We start from the raw sequence: 18,855 nt of genomic DNA on the forward strand, positions 1-18,855 counted from the left end.
GCAACTACGGTGAACTGTTTGAAAAGAACATCGGTGAGAACACGCCGATCGGTCTGGCGCGCGGCCTGAACGCGCTGTGGACCGAAGGCGGTCTGCTCTACACGCCGCCGTTCCGCTAAAGCACTGACTACGGAAAAGGGCGCGAATAACTTCGCGCCCTTTTTCAAATCAAACAAAAAAGCCTTCGGATCAGGCACCAGAGCGCGACAAGCGCCGCCAGGAAAATCCGGAAAACCAGGGATAAAAAAATGTCCACGATTTCAGACCCACCGTCGGGGTCGTTTCAGCTATCCATGCTGATCAACGACACGCGTTATCGGTCCTATACGTTTCAATTCATCGCTCTGATCCTGCTCATCCTGGCCTTTGCCTATCTGGGCTACAATCTGCTGGCCAACCTGCAATCGGCAGGTCTGAACATCTCCTACAAATTTCTAGGTGAACCGGCAGGCTATGACATCAACCAGACCCTGATCGACTATACGAGCCAGTCTACCCACTGGCGCGCTGCGGTTGTCGGCGTGCTCAACACGCTGCTGGTCGCGTTCCTCGGTTGTATCATGGCGACGGTGATCGGTGTTGCGGTCGGTGTTCTCAGGCTCAGCGACAACTGGCTCGTGCGCCAACTCATGTCGATCTATGTCGAGATTTTCCGGAACGTGCCGGTTCTGATCTGGATTCTGATCATCATGGCGGTCTTTATCGCCGTTCTGCCGCAACCGCGCGATTTCCGCGGCGAAGACGCCACCGCCTCCATGGTGTTTGGCGCATTCGCGTTTACAGGCCGTGGATTCTACGCCCCAGCTCCTGTGTTCGGTCCCGGCTCCGGTGTTGTCGTTGCCGGCTTCCTTGCATCAATCGTCGGGATTTTCGCGTTCCGCAACTACGCCAAAAAAGCGCTCTATGACCGGGGCCAGCTGATCCCGACACTCTGGCCATCCGTGGTCATCTTCTTCGTTCCGGCCATCCTGGCATTCTTCATCATGGGGCGCCCGATCACACTGGATCTGCCGTCGCTGCAGGGCTTCAACTTCCAAGGCGGCATTTTCATGCGCAACTCCCTGATTGCGCTCTGGTTCGCTCTGTCGATCTACACCGCAGCCTTCATCGCGGAAAACGTCCGCGCCGGCATTCTTGCCGTCAGTAAGGGCCAGACCGAAGCAGCGGCATCGCTGGGCCTGCGTCCGGGCCGGATCATGAACCTTGTGGTGCTGCCGCAAGCCTTGCGCGTGATTATTCCGCCGCTGATTTCTCAGTACCTGAACCTGACCAAGAACTCGTCTCTGGCGATTGCGGTCGGGTACATGGATCTGACCGGCACATTGGGGGGCATCACGCTCAACCAGACAGGCCGCGCGATCGAGGCGATCTTCCTGCTCATGCTGTTCTATCTCGCCATCTCGCTTGCGATCTCGGCGATCATGAACGTCTACAACAATGCCGTTAAGCTGAAGGAGCGCTGAGATGTCAGATACACATGCTCATTCCGTTGCCTTCGTCCGCACAACTATGCTGCCTGAACAACCGCCGCCCGCCTCCGAGGCTGGGGTGGTCAAATGGGTGCGTGAAAACCTCTTCAAAGGGTGGTTCAATTCGATCCTGACGATCCTGTCGATCTACTTCATTTACGTCATCGTCTCGGGCGCATGGCCGTGGTTCGCCAATGGCATCTGGAACACCAGTTCGCTCGCCGAATGCCGCGACATGCTCGACGGTATGACGGGCGCCTGTTTCTCGGTTTTGACAGAGCGCTGGAACCAGCTTCTGTTCGGGTTCACCTATCCGACCGAGGCGTATTGGCGGCCAACACTGGCGTTCTTTCTGCTGATCGTCGCAATCGCGCCGGTTCTTTATCCCAAGGCACCGCGCCAGCTCTTGGTGTTCACAGCCATCTATCCGTTCCTTGCGTTCTGGCTGATCTGGGGCGGCACCTTGCTGACGCCTTTGATGGTGATGGTCGGGCTGATTGCAGGCTATTTCGCGTTCAAGCAGTTCGAACGACAAAGCTTTGCGATGGGCATGCTGGCGGGACTGGTCGCGACGGTGGTTGTGATCTGGGCCGGCGGTATCATCCCCGCATCCATGCCCGACGTGATGGCCCTTCACGCGATCCCGTCCCGTGATCTTGGCGGCTTCATGCTGAACATGATCCTCGGCACGGTCTGCGTGTCGCTGTCCTTGCCGCTGGGCATCATGCTCGCATTGGGACGCCAATCCTCCATGCCGATCATCAAGTGGATCTGCGTGATCTTCATCGAGTTCATCCGGGGCGTGCCGCTCATCACCTTGCTTTTCGTGGCAAACGTTGTGCTGGCCTACTTCTTCCCGCCGGGCTCGAACATCGACCTCGTGCTGCGTGTGATCATCATGATCACCATGTTCTCGGCCGCTTATATCGCCGAGGTGATCCGGGGTGGTCTGGCAGCGCTGCCGCGCGGTCAGTACGAAGCCGCAGACAGTCTGGGACTCGACTACGCCCAGTCGATGCGCCTGATCATTCTGCCGCAAGCGCTCAAGATCTCGATCCCGGGCATCGTGAACGTGGCGGTGGGGCTGTTCAAGGACACGACGCTGGTGTCGGTGATTTCGATGTTCGATCTCGTGGGGATGATCCGCGGACCGATCCTCGCGTCCACCGAATGGAACGGCGTCTATTGGGAACTCTGGGGCTTTGCAGTCTTCGTGTTCTTCATCGTCTGCTTCAGCATCTCGAAATATTCACAGTGGCTCGAGCGCCAACTCGCCACCGATCACCGATAAGGCCCACGAACCGCGCACGCGGCTGGGCAAAAAACAGGAGGCCAATCCATGGCTGAAACTGCAAATGCACCGATGGCTGTCTCGGATGAGGTGGCAATTCAAATCCAGAAGATGAACAAGTGGTACGGGACGTTCCACGTTCTGCGGGACATAGACCTGACCGTCTACCGTGGCGAACGGATCGTCATCGCCGGTCCGTCGGGTTCGGGCAAGTCGACGTTGATCCGGTGCATCAACGCGCTGGAAGAGCACCAGAAGGGCTCGATCACCGTGGACGGAACCCTTCTGTCCTCTGACATCAAGAACATCGACACGATCCGCTCCGAGGTCGGGATGGTGTTCCAGCACTTCAATCTGTTCCCGCATCTGACCATTCTCGAAAACTGTACTCTGGCGCCGATCTGGGTGCGCAAGATCCCCAAGCGCGAGGCCGAACAGACGGCGATGCACTTCCTCGAGAAGGTCAAGATCCCCGAGCAGGCCAACAAGTACCCCGGCCAATTGTCGGGTGGTCAGCAGCAGCGTGTGGCGATTGCCCGGTCGCTCTGCATGCGCCCCCGCATCATGCTCTTCGACGAACCCACTTCTGCGCTCGACCCGGAGATGATCAAGGAAGTGCTCGACACGATGGTTGAGCTGGCGGAAGAGGGCATGACCATGCTCTGCGTGACCCACGAGATGGGCTTTGCCCGTCAGGTCGCCAACCGCGTGATCTTCATGGACGCGGGCCAGATCGTGGAACAAAACGAACCGGAAGGGTTCTTCAACAATCCAAAGAACGAGCGGACCAAATTGTTCCTGAGCCAGATTCTGGGTCACTGACAAATCGCGTCCAAAGTGACCAAGACGCTCCGGACATCGTCCGGAGCGTTTTTTATTGGAAGACGCTCAGTCCGCTTCGCCTGCCGCGATCACTTCGCGTGGAATGGCAAAGCCAAGGCATGTGCCGGTGCCTTCGCGGATGTCGGACCACTCCGTGACGTTGAACTGGATCAGGCAGGTCGCGCAGGTCGGATAATCGGCAAATCGCGGGTGGTCTGGCGGGTCTTCAACCAATGCATTGGCGCATTCCGCAATCCCGTAATTGTGACCAAGAAGCAGAACCGTGTCGCTGGATGCGCAGCGCAGGGTCTCGATGATCTCATCCGCCTCGGCAAGGTAAAGCGCGCGTTCGAACCGGGTTGGCACCTCTGGCAGGCCCAGCAACGCGAGGGTCTGGCGGGTGCGCGTCGCCGTCGAGCACAGAACCTCGTCAGGCAGCCAGCCGTGTTCCTTGAGCCAACGCCCCATCGCCGGAGCACTGTCCCGACCACGCGCATTCAAGGGTCGGCTGTGATCATCGCCCGAGGCAGACCAGTCAGACTTGGCGTGACGCATGAGGATAAGTCGTTTCACGAACGCCAAGCCTTTCGTTGAGTGCGCGTTACTCTCCCAAAAAGGCGCGCATGTGGAAAGCGGATTGTTCCCTCAGGCGACCAAACTGGTCAGAGACCGGGCATGCCCGCCGCACAATGCATCCCTCGCGGCAGGCCACGCCATCGGGTGACCGAATATGCGCCATGCATGCCGGGACATTGTACTCCCGACCCGGCGCAAGAGCGCCCACCGGACAGGCGGTCTCGCAGGGGCGTGTGTCACACGACAGGCAGGGTTTTTGGCCACGGGCGGGCAGGGAAAGACGCATCGGCAGGGCGAGGGCCGCCCGATAACTGATGAACAGACCCGCCGACTGATGGACAAGCAATCCAACCGGTGACTGCCAGCTTGCTTCGCTCCGCTCAGCCCACCGCAGAAAAGGCGCATAGGGTGGCCCGTCATAGGGAAAGATCACCGTGGCCTCGTGATCGGCTGCGATCAAAGCCGTCACCCGTTTCGACCACCGGTCAAGCGGATGCGGCAGACCGTCGTTGTACTCAGACGACGCTGTAAAGACGCTCCAGAACGCGGGTTCGTCTGGGCCTAGCAGGACAAGGGTCTGCGTGCCCGTGGGAACGTCATCTTCTGGCAATGGATGAAACGAACCACGAAGGGTCAGACCGACCGCCCGGGCAGAGGACTCCAGCGCGTCCAGTGTCACCGCTTTGGACGGATCAGCGACCCGGCGCCATGTTCGGTAAAGAGTTCGAGTAGACAGGCATTCGGCACGCGTCCGTCAAGGATGACCACGGCGCGCACACCCTCTTCGATGGCCTTCAACGCAGTCTCCGTCTTCGGAATCATCCCGCCGGCAATCGTGCCGACCTCGATCATCGCGCTGACCTCTTCAGGGGTCATGGCGGTGACGACGTTGCCATTGGCATCCTTCACGCCGCTCACGTCGGTCAGCAGCAACAGGCGATCCGCCTTGAGGGCGCCGGCAATCGCGCCAGCCGCGGTGTCCCCGTTTACATTGAAGGTCTCGTTGGGGTTCATGCCTGTCGCGACAGGCGCAACAACGGGAATGATCCCCGCCTTGAACAGGTCGCGCAACACCTGCGGGTTCATCTCGACCGGGCGGCCCACGAAACCAAGTTCAGGATCATCCGCTTCGCACACCATAAGGTCGTCGTCTTTGCCGGACAACCCGACAGCCCGCCCGCCTTCATCCATGATCGCCTGAACGATGCGCTTGTTCACAAGCCCCGTCAGAACCATCTCGACCACTTCGACCGTCGCCTTGTCGGTCACGCGTTTGCCGCGCACGAATTCCGATTTGATCCCCAGCTTGTTGAGCATGTCGTTGATCATCGGTCCACCGCCATGCACGACAATCGGGTTGATCCCGACCTGCCGCATCAGAACGATGTCACGCGCGAATTCCGCCATTGCGTCCTCGTCGCCCATCGCATTGCCGCCGAATTTGACGACAACAATGGACCCGGCATAGCGCTGCATGAAGGGCAGGGCCTCGGAAAGAGTACGGGCAGTGGCGATCCAGTCGTGGTTCATATCTCTGGGTTTCATCTTTGGTCTCGATCCATACCGGACCCATGCCCGGCGCTCATCCTGTGTGCGACATGGTTATCGCAGAGGCAAGCCGTTTTGCGGCGGTTAGCCGATCCCGGCAATGATGCTGCGCAAGGTGGCAATGCCATCGCCCTTGTCGCTGCTGGTCAGCACCAGTTCGGGATAGGCCGCAGGGTGTTTTGACAACTTGCCACGCACCTGATCCAGAAGCCGGTCATACTCCGACGGTTTGATCTTGTCGGCTTTCGTCAGCACCACCTGGAAGGTCACCGCGCTTCTGTCCAGAAGCGTCATGATCTCTTCATCCACGGGCTTGATTCCATGCCGGCTGTCGACCAGCACGAAAGCACGCCGCAGGCTGGCGCGGCCCGACAGGTATTGCTTGAGCAAAGCTTGCCATTTTTCGACAACCGCCACCGGCGCGTTGGCATAGCCATAGCCCGGAAGGTCGACGAGGTAGCGTTCATCGCCCAACGTGAAATAGTTGATTTCCTGCGTACGACCCGGTGTGTTTGACGCGCGCGCCAAAGCCTTGCGGCCCGTGATCGCATTGATCAGAGACGATTTCCCGACATTCGACCGCCCCGCAAAGCAAACCTCGATCCGATCATCGGGCGGCAGGCCTGACATTGCCACGACGCCCTTTAGGAACTCGACCTCACCCGCGAACAGTTTGCGCCCGACCTCGCGGCTTAGATCATCCGGTTCTTCGGCAAGCGGGAAGGGCAGTTTCATTTCAGACACGGGCCACCTCGTCGCCGGTCCGGATCGCGCCGCCCTGGATCACCTCGGCCCGCACCGAAAAATCCTGATGTCCCCAGCTGCCAAGCGCGCTCAGAACGTCGGCATCCCGCTTTCCCGTGTCCGGGTTGCTGTGCGTCGACTTGCAGCGATCCGTCCGTTCCCGCACTCGGAGGATCGTTTCGCCAATCCGGATATCGCGCCCGTCCCAATCGAACTCTTCCCATGGGGCAAGACCATCGATCCAGATGTTTCCACGCCACCGCAGATGCGACAGTGGATTGCCCACGCGCTGCTCGACCGCCCGGTGCGATGCGTGGTTACACAAGGTGACGCTTGGAAAATCGCTGTCCGTAAATGCCTGCGCCTGCGCCTTGACCAGCCGCGCGGGGCGCAACGTGTCGTCGGGGGCCAGCGCATTGACCCAGTCCAGAAAAGCGGCGCCGTCGGTGTCCGGTTCGAAGGTGATGTCGGCCACGTCTGGATGGCGGAGTGTGATCCGGCCGGTTGCTTCGTTGAATGCGGCGCTGATCGCCATCAGGCTCGGAAGCTTGGCCACCCGGCAGAAATGCCCGCAGCTCACCCATTCCGATCCATCGGCCTGCGACCGTTCATGCGCGACCGCCCAAAGCCGGTCGAACGGGATCGTTCCTCCGGCGGCAATCGTCACCGACTCCAGTTTTTCCCGGCCATGGCTCTTGATCGGGTGCCGCCAGATCTCGGTGACGGTTGCGGTCATTTCTGACCCGTTTTCGCGTTGCGCTTGACGCTGGATTTGATGTTGCCGAACACGTCCGGCTTATATCCCTGCGAGCGCATGATCAGATATTGCTGCACGAAGGTGATCGTGTTGTTCGCGATCCAGTACACGACCAGCCCGCTTGCGAAGCCACCCAGCCTGAACCCCCCCCCCCCTCTCCTCCCTGCCCAGCTCATCGCCTGTGTTGCGTCCGTGGGTGCCGGGTTCAGCTTTTGCTGCAACCACATCGAGATACCCAGAAGCAGCGGCAGGATACCGATAAAGATCAGCGCCAGCAGCGATCCGGGTGTCGGTGCGGCCCAGGGTAGCAAGCCGAACAGGTTCATGATCGAGGTGGGATCAGGTGCCGACAGATCCTGGAACGGGCCAAGCCATGGGGCGTGACGCAGTTCCAGCGTGACGAAGATCACCTTGTAGAGCGAGAAGAAGATCGGGATCTGCAACAGGATCGGCAAACAGCCAGAGGCCGGGTTCACCTTTTCCTTCTTATAAAGCTCCATCATCTCCTGCTGAAGCTTCTGACGGTCGTCGCCAGCCCGCTCCTTGATCTTTTCCATCTCGGGCTGAAGCTCTTTCATCTTCGCCATCGAGACATAGGATTTGTATGCCAGCGGGAAGAGCGCCGCCTTGATGATTAGTGTCAGGCCGATAATGGCCCAGCCCATGTTGCCGATCAGCAGGTTCAGGTTATGCAGCAGCCAGAAAATCGGCTTGGTGAGGAAAAAGAACCAGCCCCAGTCGATGCTGTCGATGAAACGGTCGACGCCGCGGTTCTGATACTCGCGGATGGTTTCCCATTCCTTGGCACCGGCGAACAACTGCGTTGACACTTCGCGTGTTTCGCCCGGAGCGATCGTCACGGTCGGCTGCACCGCTTCGGTCTGGTAGATGTTGCTGGCATCGCTGTATTTGGCCACCTGCCGGAACGGCGTGCCGTTCTCGGGGATGATTGTGGTCATCCAATAGTGGTCGGTAAAGCCGATCCAGCCGTTCTCGGTGACTTGGGTAACCTCGGCGCGTGCCCCTTCGGTGGGCACGACGGGGAAATCGACCATGTCCGTGTAGTCGATCTCGGCAAGTGTGCCGTCCGCCATAGCCACCACGCCTTCGTGGAGAATGAAGAAATTCTTGAGGTCTGAGGGCTCACCATGCCGGGCAATCAGGCCGTAGGGTGCCATCGTCAGCGCACTGTTGCTGGCGTTTTCGACAGACTGTGTCACGGTGAACATGAAGTCGTCATCGATTTCGATGATGCGGCGGAAAATTGAACCGTTCGGGCTGTCCCAGCGCAGTGTGATCGGGGTGTCTGGTGTCAGGGTTTCACCCTCTTCCAGAGTCCAATTGGTTGTGACGCTTGGCACATCGTCAATGGTCAGCCCACCGCCCGGTGCCCAGCCAAAGAGGGCATAATACGGGCGATCCGACCCAACCGGGTTGAGCAGGTGAACGACATCCGCGTCCTCTTCGACGGTGACGCGGTAGTTTTTGAGCGACAGGTCGTCGATCCGACCGCCAACCAGCGAGATGGAACCCATCACGCGGTCGGTTTCGATTGCCACACGCGGGGCATCTGCGACTGCGGCGGGGCCTGTCTGGTTGATCCCCGCGGTGCTTCCGGGCGCTGCGTCCGGTGTGGCGGCGATTGACGGGGTTGCGTCTGGCACTGCGCTGTCTGGATTGACAGTCGGTTCGGGTGGCGGAAACAAGACAAACCATACCAGAATAACCGCAAAGCTGAGCGCTGTTGCGATAAGAAGGTTCTTGTTCTGATCGTCCATGGGGCCGCCGCCTGTGGTTTTTGGATTATCGCTGCGTTCAACAGGCACTATGCCTGAACGTCAAGCGGATTCACAGGAATGACCCGTACGGTGCGGCAATTGTTCAGCCCATTCGGATGCGGTGGAACCCGCGATTTTGCCTGTCACCTGATGTGCCTGATCTTCGCACCGGTGCGAGGTGTTTTCAGGGCTTGTCGACCTTCCAGCCAGATCTTGGTGTCGGCTGCACTGGACGGGGGCGCGTACAGGAAACCTTGCGCGTGGGCACAGCCCAGGTCGCGCAACAGGCTGTCGTCTTCGACCGTTTCGACACCGGCAGCGACAGTCGGCAGATCGAGGCGTTCACTGATGGCAAGAACCGCATGCAACGCGCGCGTTCGGTCCTCGGATGCCGCCGCTCCGTGAACTAGGCTCTTGTCCAGTTTAAGGCGCGTGACCGGGAGCTGTTGTACGACAGTGATGCTGCATCCACCCAAGCCGAACCCCTCAAGGTCAAGCCCGCAGCCAAGCCTTGCCAGCGACACGAGGTTGCGCCGGATCATGTCATCAGCCGCCTTGCTCAGATGCGTTTCCGGAATGTCGAACACCAATCGGTGCGCCGGGATTCCGCATCGGTCCAAGTCGCTGGCAATGCGGCCGGGAAGTTCGGGGTCGCGCAACTCTTCTTCCGAAAGGTTCACGCTCATGGTCCCGACATTGAACCCGGATTCGTCCCAGTGGTGCAGGGCCGTGACTGCCTGCAAAAAGATGGACCGGCCAAGCCGCACCATCTGGCGACTGTCCGTCGCGGCGGGCAAAAACTCTGCCGCTGGCAGAACGCCGCGCGTCGGGTGAAGCCACCGCGCAAAGGCTTCCATCCCGCTGACGTCGCCAGTTCTGACGCTGATCTGGGGTTGAAAATACGCCTGGATGGCACCCTCGTCCAACGCGGTTTCGATGTCCTGCCGCAGGGCATGCCGCGACCGGTTCCTGCGCGCGAGCCGGTCGGACCAAAGGCGTGTCGTGCTGGCCCCGGCCATCACCGCTTCGTCCATGGCATCGGTTGCAGATTGCAGCCAGACGTTTGCGGTCACGTTCCGGCCGAAGTTCAGCGATGACGCGATCCCGATGCATGCAGTCAAGGTGTGTGTCGTGCCGTCCAGCACAAGCGATGTTTCCGCCGCCTCGCGCAAGCGTTTCCCCAAGTCGATAAGATTGTCGAGCCTCAGACGGAACCCCGGCGAGATGAGAACAGTGAACTGCGTTCCTTCCGACCGGAACACGTAGTCAGATGCCCGCAGCGACGTGCGAAGCCGTGCTGCGATCAGATCCCGCGACTCGCCCGCAATGTTTGCGCCAAAGCAGTGTGCAATCTGATCAAGCTCGGGAATGGTGATCTTGAAACATGCGGTCGTCTGGCCTGTATGTTGCGCGATCTTAAGGAATTCCTGCGCCACCCTGTTCACATCTGGTGCGCGCGCTGCGTCGGTTTGTGCGGCGCTGGACCATCCGCCAAAACCGCCGAACACCGCGTATACCAACGGCGTCGCCAAAGCGCACAAGACAAGGGGGACTTCGCCCCCAATCCAATAGGCAGACAGGCAAAGGGCAGGCAGGAAGGCCAGCATCTGAGGCCCGGTCAGGCCCTTGGCAAGCTTCTGCCGCAGGTCGGGAAGATCCAAAAGACGTCGCATCGCGGCCTTGCCCCAAATTCTGTTTCGGGCAGTTTCGCGCAGCCAGGTTAATTGAACGCTTAACGCAGGTCAGGAATATCCTGAGAATTGTCGCTTTCGTCGCGCCCTTGCGTTGTCAGCCCTTTGAAATCAAAGAGTTCGCTGTCCAGCAAATGGGACGGTCGCGCATTCGTCAGAGCGCGGAAAATCACCTATCGCCGTCCGGGGCTGTTCTTTTCCCATCCGTCAAGGATGGCTTTGACTTGCTGTCGCTGCAGCCCGTCCTGGCTGCCACACAGGTCGCAGGGGATGATCGGATAATTCATCGCCTTGGCAAATTTCTCGCAATCGGCCTCGGCCACATGCGCCAAAGGGCGGTAGACGAACAGATCGCCGTCTTCATTGACCAGTTTCGGCGGCATCGTGGCAAGGCGCCCACCGTGAAACAGGTTCATGAAAAAGGTCTCGAGAATGTCGTCGCGATGATGACCCAGCGCCACAGCATCACATCCTTCTTCACGGGCGATGCGATAAAGGTTCCCACGCCGCAAGCGCGAACAGAGCGCGCAATAAATTCGCCCCTGCGGAACCTTGTCGACTACGATGGAATAGGTGTCCTGATATTCGATGCGGTGCGGAACCCCCATCTTTTCCAGAAATTCCGGCAAGACCGTCGCCGGAAAGCCGGGCTGCCCCTGATCAAGATTGCACGCCAGCAGATCGACCGGCAAAAGCCCGCGCCATTTTAACTCATAAAGCACCGCAAGAAGCGTATAGCTGTCTTTCCCGCCAGACAGGCACACCAGCCATTTCGGTGTTTTCGCCGGGTCTCGGCCAACCATGCCATAATGCTCGATCGCCTCGCGCACGTTCTGCACGATGCGCTTGCGCAGCTTCTTGAACTCGGTGGTTTTGGGCGCACCGTAGAACAGCGGGTGTATGTCGTCGGCATCATCAAGCATGAGCGGCATGTACGGTGAATCCAGCGTTTCGGCAAGCATGGCGTTCAGCGGGCGTGCCCGACGCCGTTAGCTTTCGTGCCTGCGCTTGGCCCGCAAGGTCGGGTCGGCCTGTGTGGGGTCTTCAGGCCACGGGTGTTTCGGATAGGCCGCACGCATGTCCTTGCGCACGTCCTCGTAGGAGCCGGCCCAAAACCCGGGCAGATCAAGCGTTGTCTGCACTGGTCGTTGCGCCGGGGACAGCAGCGTCACGCGCAGCGGGGTCTTTCCCACACAAGGATGGGTTTTCTGGCCGAACAATTCCTGCAGCCGCAGGGAAATTTCGGGGTGCTCACCGGAATAGTCGATCGGGATCTCACGCCCCAAGGGAGTTGTGAACTTGCCGGGCACCAGCCGATCCAAATCCTGCATCTGCCCCCAATCGAGCATCGCGCGAAGGGCTGGCAGAAGATCGAACCGTTTCCAGTCATCGGCGCTCCGCACACCGCCAAGATGGGGAAGCAGCCAGTCTTCAAGACTGTCCATCAGGGCGGGATCGGACATGTCGGGCAGGGTCAGTCCGGTATCGCGGGCCAGGGCAACGCGGGCGGTAAACCGGCGCGCGGCATCGCTCATGGCAGGGGTCAGACCCAAGTCGCGGACACCGTCCAGCATCGCCGTCGCAATCAGCTCTGCCGTCGCGTCCTTCCAAACCCGGTCATCCAGCGCGATGGCACCCAGCTTTTCCTGCTGACGGGCCACAACGCGGCGGTCGCGCTTGGACCATTCGCACAGGTCTACCCAACGGATCTGATCCGCGAACAACGCCCGGATCGCGCTTTCACTGATCTGGATGGCCTGTCGGATGCGCGCCTCGCGCGGGTTGCCATCAAGGTCGGTGGCGACGATCAGCCGGGCTCCGGCCAGGGCGTCGCCGCTCTCCATCACGGCGCCTTTGCCGCCAGACAGCTGGTAGCGCGGGTCATCGCCCTTGCGCCGCAAGCCAATGCGATCAGGGTAGGCGAGGGCAGCCATCTCGGCGATCCCTAACGGATCGCCCTTGGCTTTGGGGGCCACGCGCTCCAACCGCTTTGCCTCGATGCGGATGCGGTCCAATGCGTCCCGGTTGAGCATGGCATTGCGCCGCTCTGCAAACCGCTTTGGGTCGCGTAGCGCCTCGATCCGCAGGGCAAGATCGACACCGCCGCCCTGCACCGGATCGCGGTCCGCCAGCAACGCCGCCAATGGGGCCGCGCCCGGTCCCGCGACGGCAACCATATGGGCCAATCGCGGATGCAGGGGTAAGGCCGCCAATATGCGCCCGTGATCGGTGATGCGGTTCTGCGGGTCCAAGGCGCCCAGCAGTCGCAGAAGCGCTTGTGCCTCGGCAAAGGCACCCTCGGGTGGGGTCGTCAGGAAAGGCAACTCGCCGGGCTGTGCCCCCCACAGTGCCAGCTCGAGCGCGAGGCCTGCAAGGTCGGTCGCTTCGATTTCGGCAGGGGGAAAAGCCGCAAGTGCCCCATCCTCGCCCTTGGTCCACAAGCGGTACGCCACGCCGTCTGTCACTCGTCCGGCCCGCCCGGCCCGCTGTGTCGCCTCGGCCTTGGTGACCTTCTCGGTCACCAGCCGCGACATGCCCGATCCCGGGTCGAACCGCGACCGCCGCGCCAGGCCACCATCGACCACGACGCGAATGTCCTCGATGGTCAGGGATGTCTCTGCAATCGACGTGGCGAGCACCACCTTGCGGTCTGCTGTTTCCGGACGGATCGCGTCTTGCTGCGCCTTGAAGGGCATCGCGCCGAACAGGGGGCGGATGGTGCAACCCTTGGGCAACCGACCCTCCAGCGCGGTCTGCACCCGGCGGATTTCGCCCTCACCCGGCAGAAAGGCAAGAATGCCCCCCGAACAGTCCCGTGCGGCGGTCTGGATCAGGTCCGCCATCGCGGTTTCGAACCGCACGGTTTTGCCCACGGGTTTGTCGAGCCAGCGGGTTTCGACGGGATAGCTGCGTCCTTCCGACGTCACGATGGGCGCGTCCATCAAACGTGCGACTGGCTCTGCGTCCAGCGTCGCCGACATCGCCACAAGGATCAGGTCATCCCGCAAGGCGCTGGTGATTTCGAGACACAGTGCCAAGCCCAGATCGGCGTTCAAAGACCTCTCATGGAATTCATCGAAGATTACCGCGCCGATGCCGGACAATTCCGGGTCGGTCTGGATCATCCGCGTCAGGATGCCTTCGGTCACGACCTCGATCCGGGTCTGACCCGACACTTTGGACCCGCCGCGCACGCGGTAGCCGACGGTCTGGCCCGCCGCTTCGCCCAAAGTTTCGGCCATCCGCTCGGCTGCGGCCCGCGCCGCCAGACGTCGGGGTTCCAGCATGACGATGCGCTGCGATGTCAACCCCGCGTCCAGCATCGCCAGAGGCACCCGCGTGGTCTTGCCCGCCCCGGGGGGCGCTTGCAGCACGGCGCGGCCCCGATCACGCAGATGCGCGATAAGCTCTGGCAGGACGTGGTCAATGGGAAGCCGGGTCATGGCGTCTTCTAAGCCGGTCCGCAGGCACGCCGCAAGCCGTGCTCAGGACGCCTGTTTCGCCCGTGCCCAAGGCCAGTGGACAAGCTGATCCGTCGGACAGGCGCGAAACTCCTCGACCGCTGGCGCCGCGCCATCCAGCGATACAGGCACTTCGAGATCGCCCAGAACCGCCACTGCGCGCTGGTTGAAGTTCAACCCATTCAGGACATTCCCGAACCCCCGGTCACGGACCGTCAGTGTGCGTGTGTCCTCTGTCTCGATCACATGCTGTGTGGTGGAAATCGTCAGCCCGCGCGGCCCTTCGAAGCGCATGGAAAACACCGCCGCGTCAGGCCATCCGCCCTCACGCGACAGGTGAATTGCATATTCACCGCTCGCTGGGTCGTAAGTGACCATGACTGCCACCTCAGGGTCCTGATGGAACAAGGTGCAGATCGGCACGGGCGTGAACTCCCAAGCCATCGCGGGGAGGGGCGCAACCAAGAGGGCAAGGGCAACAAGAACCGTACGCATGAAGCTATGGTAGCGTACGGTTCGAATTGCGCCAGTGTCTTTGGGAGGGGCTATCGCACCGGGAATGATATTCGGTAGTGAGTGCAAATCTCCTGCCGGTCAAACCCAAGGAGATGGCCCAATGAAATGTCCCATCGACAGAACCGCACTGGTGATCGCCAAACGCTCGGGTGTCGAAAGCGATTACTGCCCGCAATGCCGGGGTGTCTGGCTGGATCGCGGTGAGTTGGACAAAATCATCGAGCGCAGCGCGACCTATGCGGCACCACCTCCGCCGCCGCCTGCCGCACAGGAACGCATCCGCGGCCAAACCACGGGCTACGGGGACACAGGTTACGGCAAAAAGAAGAAACGCGGCAGCTTTCTGGAAGACCTGTTCGACTTCTGATGCGTCCTCGCCTAGGTCGGAGAGGTGGTTCTGACCTATGGAGTCGTTGTGCGTGTGTGGTTTGCGATTGTGAGCTTGTTGGCCCTCAGCGCCTGTGGCGTGCCATTTGTTCCGTTTATCTGAAATCAAACGGCAACATAAGTTGCGCGGTCACCCGGCCCAGATTCGGTAGAACAGTCCGGCGACCCGCCGCGCCGCTGGCTCAATGTGCAAAAGAGCCGACCTCAAAAGGACTTTGTTCGATTCGATGACCGCAGCTATGCGCGAATAATGCGGTCTTTGTGCCTCTGTCGGTGAGCGCAAGAGAATGGTCCGCGCTTCGTCCATCGCGCGCAGCGTTTCGCGCCGAAGCTGCGGAATGGCCTCTTCTTTCACCGCGTTGAACACGCGCCCGCCTTGCCTGAGTGGCGGTCTGGACCGGTCTATATTGGCCGAGACAACTGACGCGATGCGATCTTCGACAAGACGAAGGGCGTCTTGTGCCGGTGCATATTCCAAAATCCCATCCAGACGGTCGGCCGCACTGCGGTAGCTTGGGCTATAACAATCATAGCGAAAGACCAGGATCAGTTCGCCGCATTCGCGGAAATCGCCCTGAAGGATGCGGATTACAGCATTTGTGGTCCTGTTGCTGAGTCCATTGCCCCATATGTTGTATTGCGCATGAGCTGAGGAAGAAATGGCGCATGTCAGAACGGCACTGGCGATGGCGCGAGACAGGTACTTTCGCATAAAATTCAGATGAATCTCTTTGGTAGACGACAGCAGATCGCCCGCCTGTTCCGTGATCTTTCATGGGCAGCGCGTCAGCAGAAAACTCCTAGCGCGGCAAGAAATGCCGCGCAATTCTTGTTTTCAAAACAAACACGTCACAAGATTGAGATGGCGCTGCTTCGGTCACAGATCAGAAGGCTGGCCCGTCTGCCCGATCTGCCTTACCGCTTCCGCCGCTTCACATTCCCGCCGCGCTGACCAGGGCGTCCGGCTGTCGACCGACCCGACGATTTGACGGCTGCTTCCGCTGCCGCCTCGACCGCGGACTGGCGGGCAAGCGGGTCGTCGGCGATGGCCAGATCGACCGCTTCCAATCGTTTGACCTCATCCCGCAGACGCGCCGCTTCTTCGAATTCGAGGTTTTCCGCCGCCTTGCGCATATCCGCACGAAACCCGTCCAGAACCGCCTGCAGATTGGCCCCGGCCAGCGGTTTGTCCACCTTGGCGGTCACGCGGTTCATGTCCACGTCGCCTTTGTAGAGCCCTTGCAGAATATCATCGACGTTCTTCTTGATCGTCGCGGGCGTGATGCCGTGCTCTTCGTTATAGGCGATCTGCTTGGCGCGGCGGCGGTCGGTTTCGGCCAGCGCCCGCTCCATAGATCCGGTGATCCGGTCGGCATACATGATCACGCGGCCTTCGGCGTTCCGCGCCGCACGCCCGATCGTCTGGATCAGCGAGGTTTCAGAGCGTAGGAAGCCTTCCTTGTCCGCATCCAGAATGGCGACCAGACCACATTCGGGAATATCCAACCCTTCGCGCAGAAGGTTGATCCCGATCAGCACATCGAACGCCCCAAGGCGGAGGTCGCGCAGGATTTCGATCCGTTCGATCGTGTCGATATCCGAGTGCATATAGCGCACGCGGATGCCCTGTTCGTGCAGGTACTCGGTCAGGTCCTCGGCCATGCGTTTGGTCAGGGTGGTGACCAGCGTGCGGTACCCGCCCGCTGCCACTTTGCGGATCTCGTCCAGCAGATCGTCCACTTGCATTTCGACCGGACGGATTTCGACCATCGGGTCCAAAAGGCCCGTGGGTCGGATCACCTGTTCGGTAAACACACCGCCAGTCTGTTCGATCTCCCACTTGGCAGGGGTCGCGGACACGAACACGGATTGCGGGCGCATGGCGTCCCATTCCTCGAACTTGAGCGGGCGGTTGTCCATGCACGAGGGCAGGCGGAACCCGTGTTCGGCGAGCGTGAACTTGCGCCGATAGTCGCCCTTATACATGCCACCGATCTGCGGAACGCTGACATGGCTTTCGTCTGCAAAAACAATGGCATGGTCGGGGATGAATTCGAAAAGCGTGGGGGGCGGTTCGCCCGGTGCGCGGCCTGTCAGATAGCGCGAATAGTTCTCGATCCCGTTGCAGACGCCGGTGGCTTCGAGCATCTCCAGATCGAAATTCGTCCGCTGCTCCAGCCGCTGCGCTTCAAGCAGTTTTCCCTCGTTCACCAGCTGGTCAAGCCGCTGCCGCAACTCTTTCTTGATGCCCACGATGGCTTGCTGCATCGTCGGTTTCGGCGTCACGTAGTGGCTGTTGGCATAGATCCGGATGCGCTCGAAACTGTCGGTCTTTTCCCCTGTCAGCGGGTCAAACTCGGTGATGCTTTCCAACTCGTCGCCGAAGAAGGACAGCTTCCATGCCCGGTCCTCAAGATGCGCCGGGAAAATCTCGAGGCTGTCCCCCCGCACGCGGAACGACCCGCGCTGAAACGCCTGATCGTTGCGGCGGTATTGCTGCGCCACCAGATCGGCCATCACAGCGCGCTGGTCATAGCTTTTGCCGACATGCAGATCCTGCGTCATGGCGCCGTAAGTCTCGACCGAGCCGATACCGTAGATGCAGGACACCGAGGCGACGATGATCACATCATCCCGTTCCAGAAGCGCGCGAGTGGCCGAGTGGCGCATCCGGTCAATCTGTTCGTTGATCTGGGATTCCTTCTCGATATAGGTGTCCGACCGGGGCACGTAGGCTTCGGGTTGGTAGTAGTCGTAGTAGCTGACGAAATATTCGACCGCGTTGTCCGGGAAGAACCCTTTGAATTCACCGTACAATTGCGCCGCCAGCGTTTTGTTCGGTGCCAGAATGATCGCCGGGCGCTGCGTCTCCTCGATCACCTTGGCCATGGTAAAGGTTTTGCCGGTGCCCGTTGCCCCCAAAAGCACCTGATCCCGTTCACCCGCCAAAACGCCTGCCGACAATTCCTTGATTGCATTGGGCTGGTCGCCCGCCGGTTCGAATTCCGTATTCATCCGAAACCGGATACCACCCTCCAGCTTTTCACGGGCGCGGACATCGGGGGCAGGGGCGTGCAGAATCTGGGTATCGGGCATGGATCACCTGATGGAATCGGTTGCTGCGACAAGACCTGCAGCCGCACTCGGGAAAGACAAAATGGGGGGTTGGCCTTGGAAATGCAACCTTGGTCGCATAGACCCATTAGGGTGCTGTTTTTATTGCATTTGAGTTCAGTTGCGTGCTGATAAAGCGGGCTTCCCATCGGGACGTCCGCTTTTTTCCTTTCAAAGTTGTACGAATTAAGTACCTTTTAACTGCAAGCAGTTGGCATCATTTGGTTTCGAGCGGCACACACCCACCCCTCGCTCCCCGCTTCTCGTGATCCGGTGGTTCCCTGCTTGCACTGACAGCCCTTTGTGCTGCGACAGGATCATCATCTTGCACGTCAGGCTATTTTTGCGCATACCTGCCGCAACGATCAAACAGGTGAGACCTATGCGCGCCCGGATTTATCAGCCGTCGAAAACCGCCATGTCCTCTGGCACCGCGAAAACCAACCATTGGGTGCTCGAATACGCGCCCGACAGCCCGCGCGAGATTGATCCGCTGATGGGGTGGACGTCGTCCTCCGACACGCAAAGCCAGGTTCGCCTGAAGTTCGATACACTGGAGGCGGCCAAGGCCTATGCCAAGGAACATGGCATCGAGGTGATCCAGCTCACCCCGAACAAGCGCAAGCCCAACATCCGCCCCCGGGGCTATGCGGAAAACTTCGCCGTTGATCGCAAAGGCGCGTGGACGCATTGAACATGTA

The 18,855-nt window shown here is 60.2% G+C and carries 16 protein-coding genes and 2 pseudogenes; 6 read left to right on the forward strand and 12 right to left on the reverse strand.

Annotation, left to right across the window (positions count from 1 at the left end; genetic code table 11):
• The 4 genes and pseudogenes from JJ869_RS14885 to JJ869_RS14900 form a co-directional block, all read left to right on the forward strand.
• Positions 1 to 119: pseudogene (locus tag JJ869_RS14885) on the forward strand (amino acid ABC transporter substrate-binding protein); the annotation flags it as partial.
• Between the two features lie 129 nt (positions 120 to 248).
• Positions 249 to 1,463, forward strand: coding sequence for an ABC transporter permease subunit (locus JJ869_RS14890; protein ID WP_292268260.1), 1,215 nt, complete (start codon positions 249 to 251; stop codon positions 1,461 to 1,463).
• Between the two features lies 1 nt (position 1,464).
• Positions 1,465 to 2,760 carry an ABC transporter permease subunit gene (locus JJ869_RS14895; RefSeq protein WP_292268262.1) on the forward strand — a complete coding sequence of 432 codons (1,296 nt, stop codon included), beginning with the start codon at positions 1,465 to 1,467 and terminating at the stop codon, positions 2,758 to 2,760.
• A 48-nt stretch (positions 2,761 to 2,808) separates the two neighbouring features.
• Positions 2,809 to 3,582, forward strand: a complete 774-nt coding sequence (locus JJ869_RS14900; RefSeq protein WP_292268264.1) for an amino acid ABC transporter ATP-binding protein — start codon at positions 2,809 to 2,811, stop codon at positions 3,580 to 3,582.
• A gap of 66 nt (positions 3,583 to 3,648) precedes the next feature.
• On the opposite strand, the gene JJ869_RS14905 is transcribed toward JJ869_RS14900, so the two are convergent.
• The 10 genes and pseudogenes from JJ869_RS14905 to JJ869_RS14950 all read right to left on the reverse strand — a co-directional run bounded on the left by JJ869_RS14905 (position 3,649) and on the right by JJ869_RS14950 (position 14,632).
• A complete protein-coding gene (locus JJ869_RS14905) occupies positions 3,649 to 4,155 on the reverse strand; it encodes a histidine phosphatase family protein (protein ID WP_292268265.1) in 507 nt (168 codons plus the stop codon).
• Positions 4,156 to 4,183: 28 nt separating this feature from the next.
• The gene (locus JJ869_RS14910) at positions 4,184 to 4,837 is read right to left on the reverse strand and encodes a ferredoxin (protein WP_292268267.1); all 654 of its coding nucleotides are present in this window, start codon (positions 4,835 to 4,837) and stop codon (positions 4,184 to 4,186) included.
• Positions 4,834 to 5,703, reverse strand: coding sequence for an acetylglutamate kinase (gene argB, locus JJ869_RS14915; RefSeq protein ID WP_292268269.1), 870 nt, complete (start codon positions 5,701 to 5,703; stop codon positions 4,834 to 4,836). The genes JJ869_RS14910 and argB overlap by 4 nt, the downstream gene beginning before the upstream one ends.
• Before the next feature lie 87 nt (positions 5,704 to 5,790).
• A complete protein-coding gene (gene yihA / locus JJ869_RS14920; RefSeq protein WP_292268285.1) occupies positions 5,791 to 6,441 on the reverse strand; it encodes a ribosome biogenesis GTP-binding protein YihA/YsxC in 651 nt (216 codons plus the stop codon).
• 1 nt (position 6,442) lies between these two features.
• Entirely contained in the window at positions 6,443 to 7,186 is a 744-nt protein-coding gene (locus JJ869_RS14925; protein ID WP_292268270.1) for an MOSC N-terminal beta barrel domain-containing protein, read from the reverse strand.
• Entirely contained in the window at positions 7,183 to 8,985 is a 1,803-nt protein-coding gene (gene yidC, locus JJ869_RS14930) for a membrane protein insertase YidC (protein WP_292268271.1), read from the reverse strand. Before yidC ends, JJ869_RS14925 begins: the two co-directional genes overlap by 4 nt.
• A 143-nt stretch (positions 8,986 to 9,128) precedes the next feature.
• Positions 9,129 to 10,658: a GGDEF domain-containing phosphodiesterase gene (locus tag JJ869_RS14935; protein WP_292268273.1), complete on the reverse strand. Its 1,530-nt coding sequence runs from the start codon at positions 10,656 to 10,658 to the stop codon at positions 9,129 to 9,131.
• 59 nt (positions 10,659 to 10,717) lie between these two features.
• Positions 10,718 to 11,599 (reverse strand): annotated as a pseudogene (gene ttcA / locus JJ869_RS14940) (tRNA 2-thiocytidine(32) synthetase TtcA).
• Between the two features lie 66 nt (positions 11,600 to 11,665).
• Positions 11,666 to 14,119, reverse strand: a complete 2,454-nt coding sequence (gene hrpB / locus JJ869_RS14945; protein ID WP_292268274.1) for an ATP-dependent helicase HrpB — start codon at positions 14,117 to 14,119, stop codon at positions 11,666 to 11,668.
• 42 nt (positions 14,120 to 14,161) lie between these two features.
• A complete protein-coding gene (locus JJ869_RS14950) occupies positions 14,162 to 14,632 on the reverse strand; it encodes an excinuclease ABC subunit B (RefSeq protein WP_292268276.1) in 471 nt (156 codons plus the stop codon).
• 121 nt (positions 14,633 to 14,753) lie between these two features.
• Between JJ869_RS14950 and JJ869_RS14955 the strand changes: the two genes are divergently transcribed.
• Positions 14,754 to 15,020: a zf-TFIIB domain-containing protein gene (locus JJ869_RS14955; protein WP_292268278.1), complete on the forward strand. Its 267-nt coding sequence runs from the start codon at positions 14,754 to 14,756 to the stop codon at positions 15,018 to 15,020.
• Between the two features lie 150 nt (positions 15,021 to 15,170).
• Here the strand turns inward: JJ869_RS14955 and JJ869_RS14960 are convergent, their stop codons facing one another.
• Together JJ869_RS14960 and uvrB are read right to left on the reverse strand one after the other, a co-directional pair.
• A complete protein-coding gene (locus tag JJ869_RS14960; RefSeq protein WP_292268280.1) occupies positions 15,171 to 15,752 on the reverse strand; it encodes a hypothetical protein in 582 nt (193 codons plus the stop codon).
• Positions 15,753 to 15,955: 203 nt separating this feature from the next.
• Positions 15,956 to 18,136, reverse strand: coding sequence for an excinuclease ABC subunit UvrB (uvrB, locus tag JJ869_RS14965; protein WP_292268282.1), 2,181 nt, complete (start codon positions 18,134 to 18,136; stop codon positions 15,956 to 15,958).
• Positions 18,137 to 18,536: 400 nt separating this feature from the next.
• Here uvrB and JJ869_RS14970 point away from each other — a divergent pair, with 400 nt between their 5' ends.
• The gene (locus JJ869_RS14970; protein ID WP_292268283.1) at positions 18,537 to 18,848 is read left to right on the forward strand and encodes an ETC complex I subunit; all 312 of its coding nucleotides are present in this window, start codon (positions 18,537 to 18,539) and stop codon (positions 18,846 to 18,848) included.
• Positions 18,849 to 18,855 lie beyond the last annotated feature (7 nt).

It is taken from the genome of Marivita sp. (assembly GCF_017643905.1).
GTDB lineage: Bacteria > Pseudomonadota > Alphaproteobacteria > Rhodobacterales > Rhodobacteraceae > Marivita.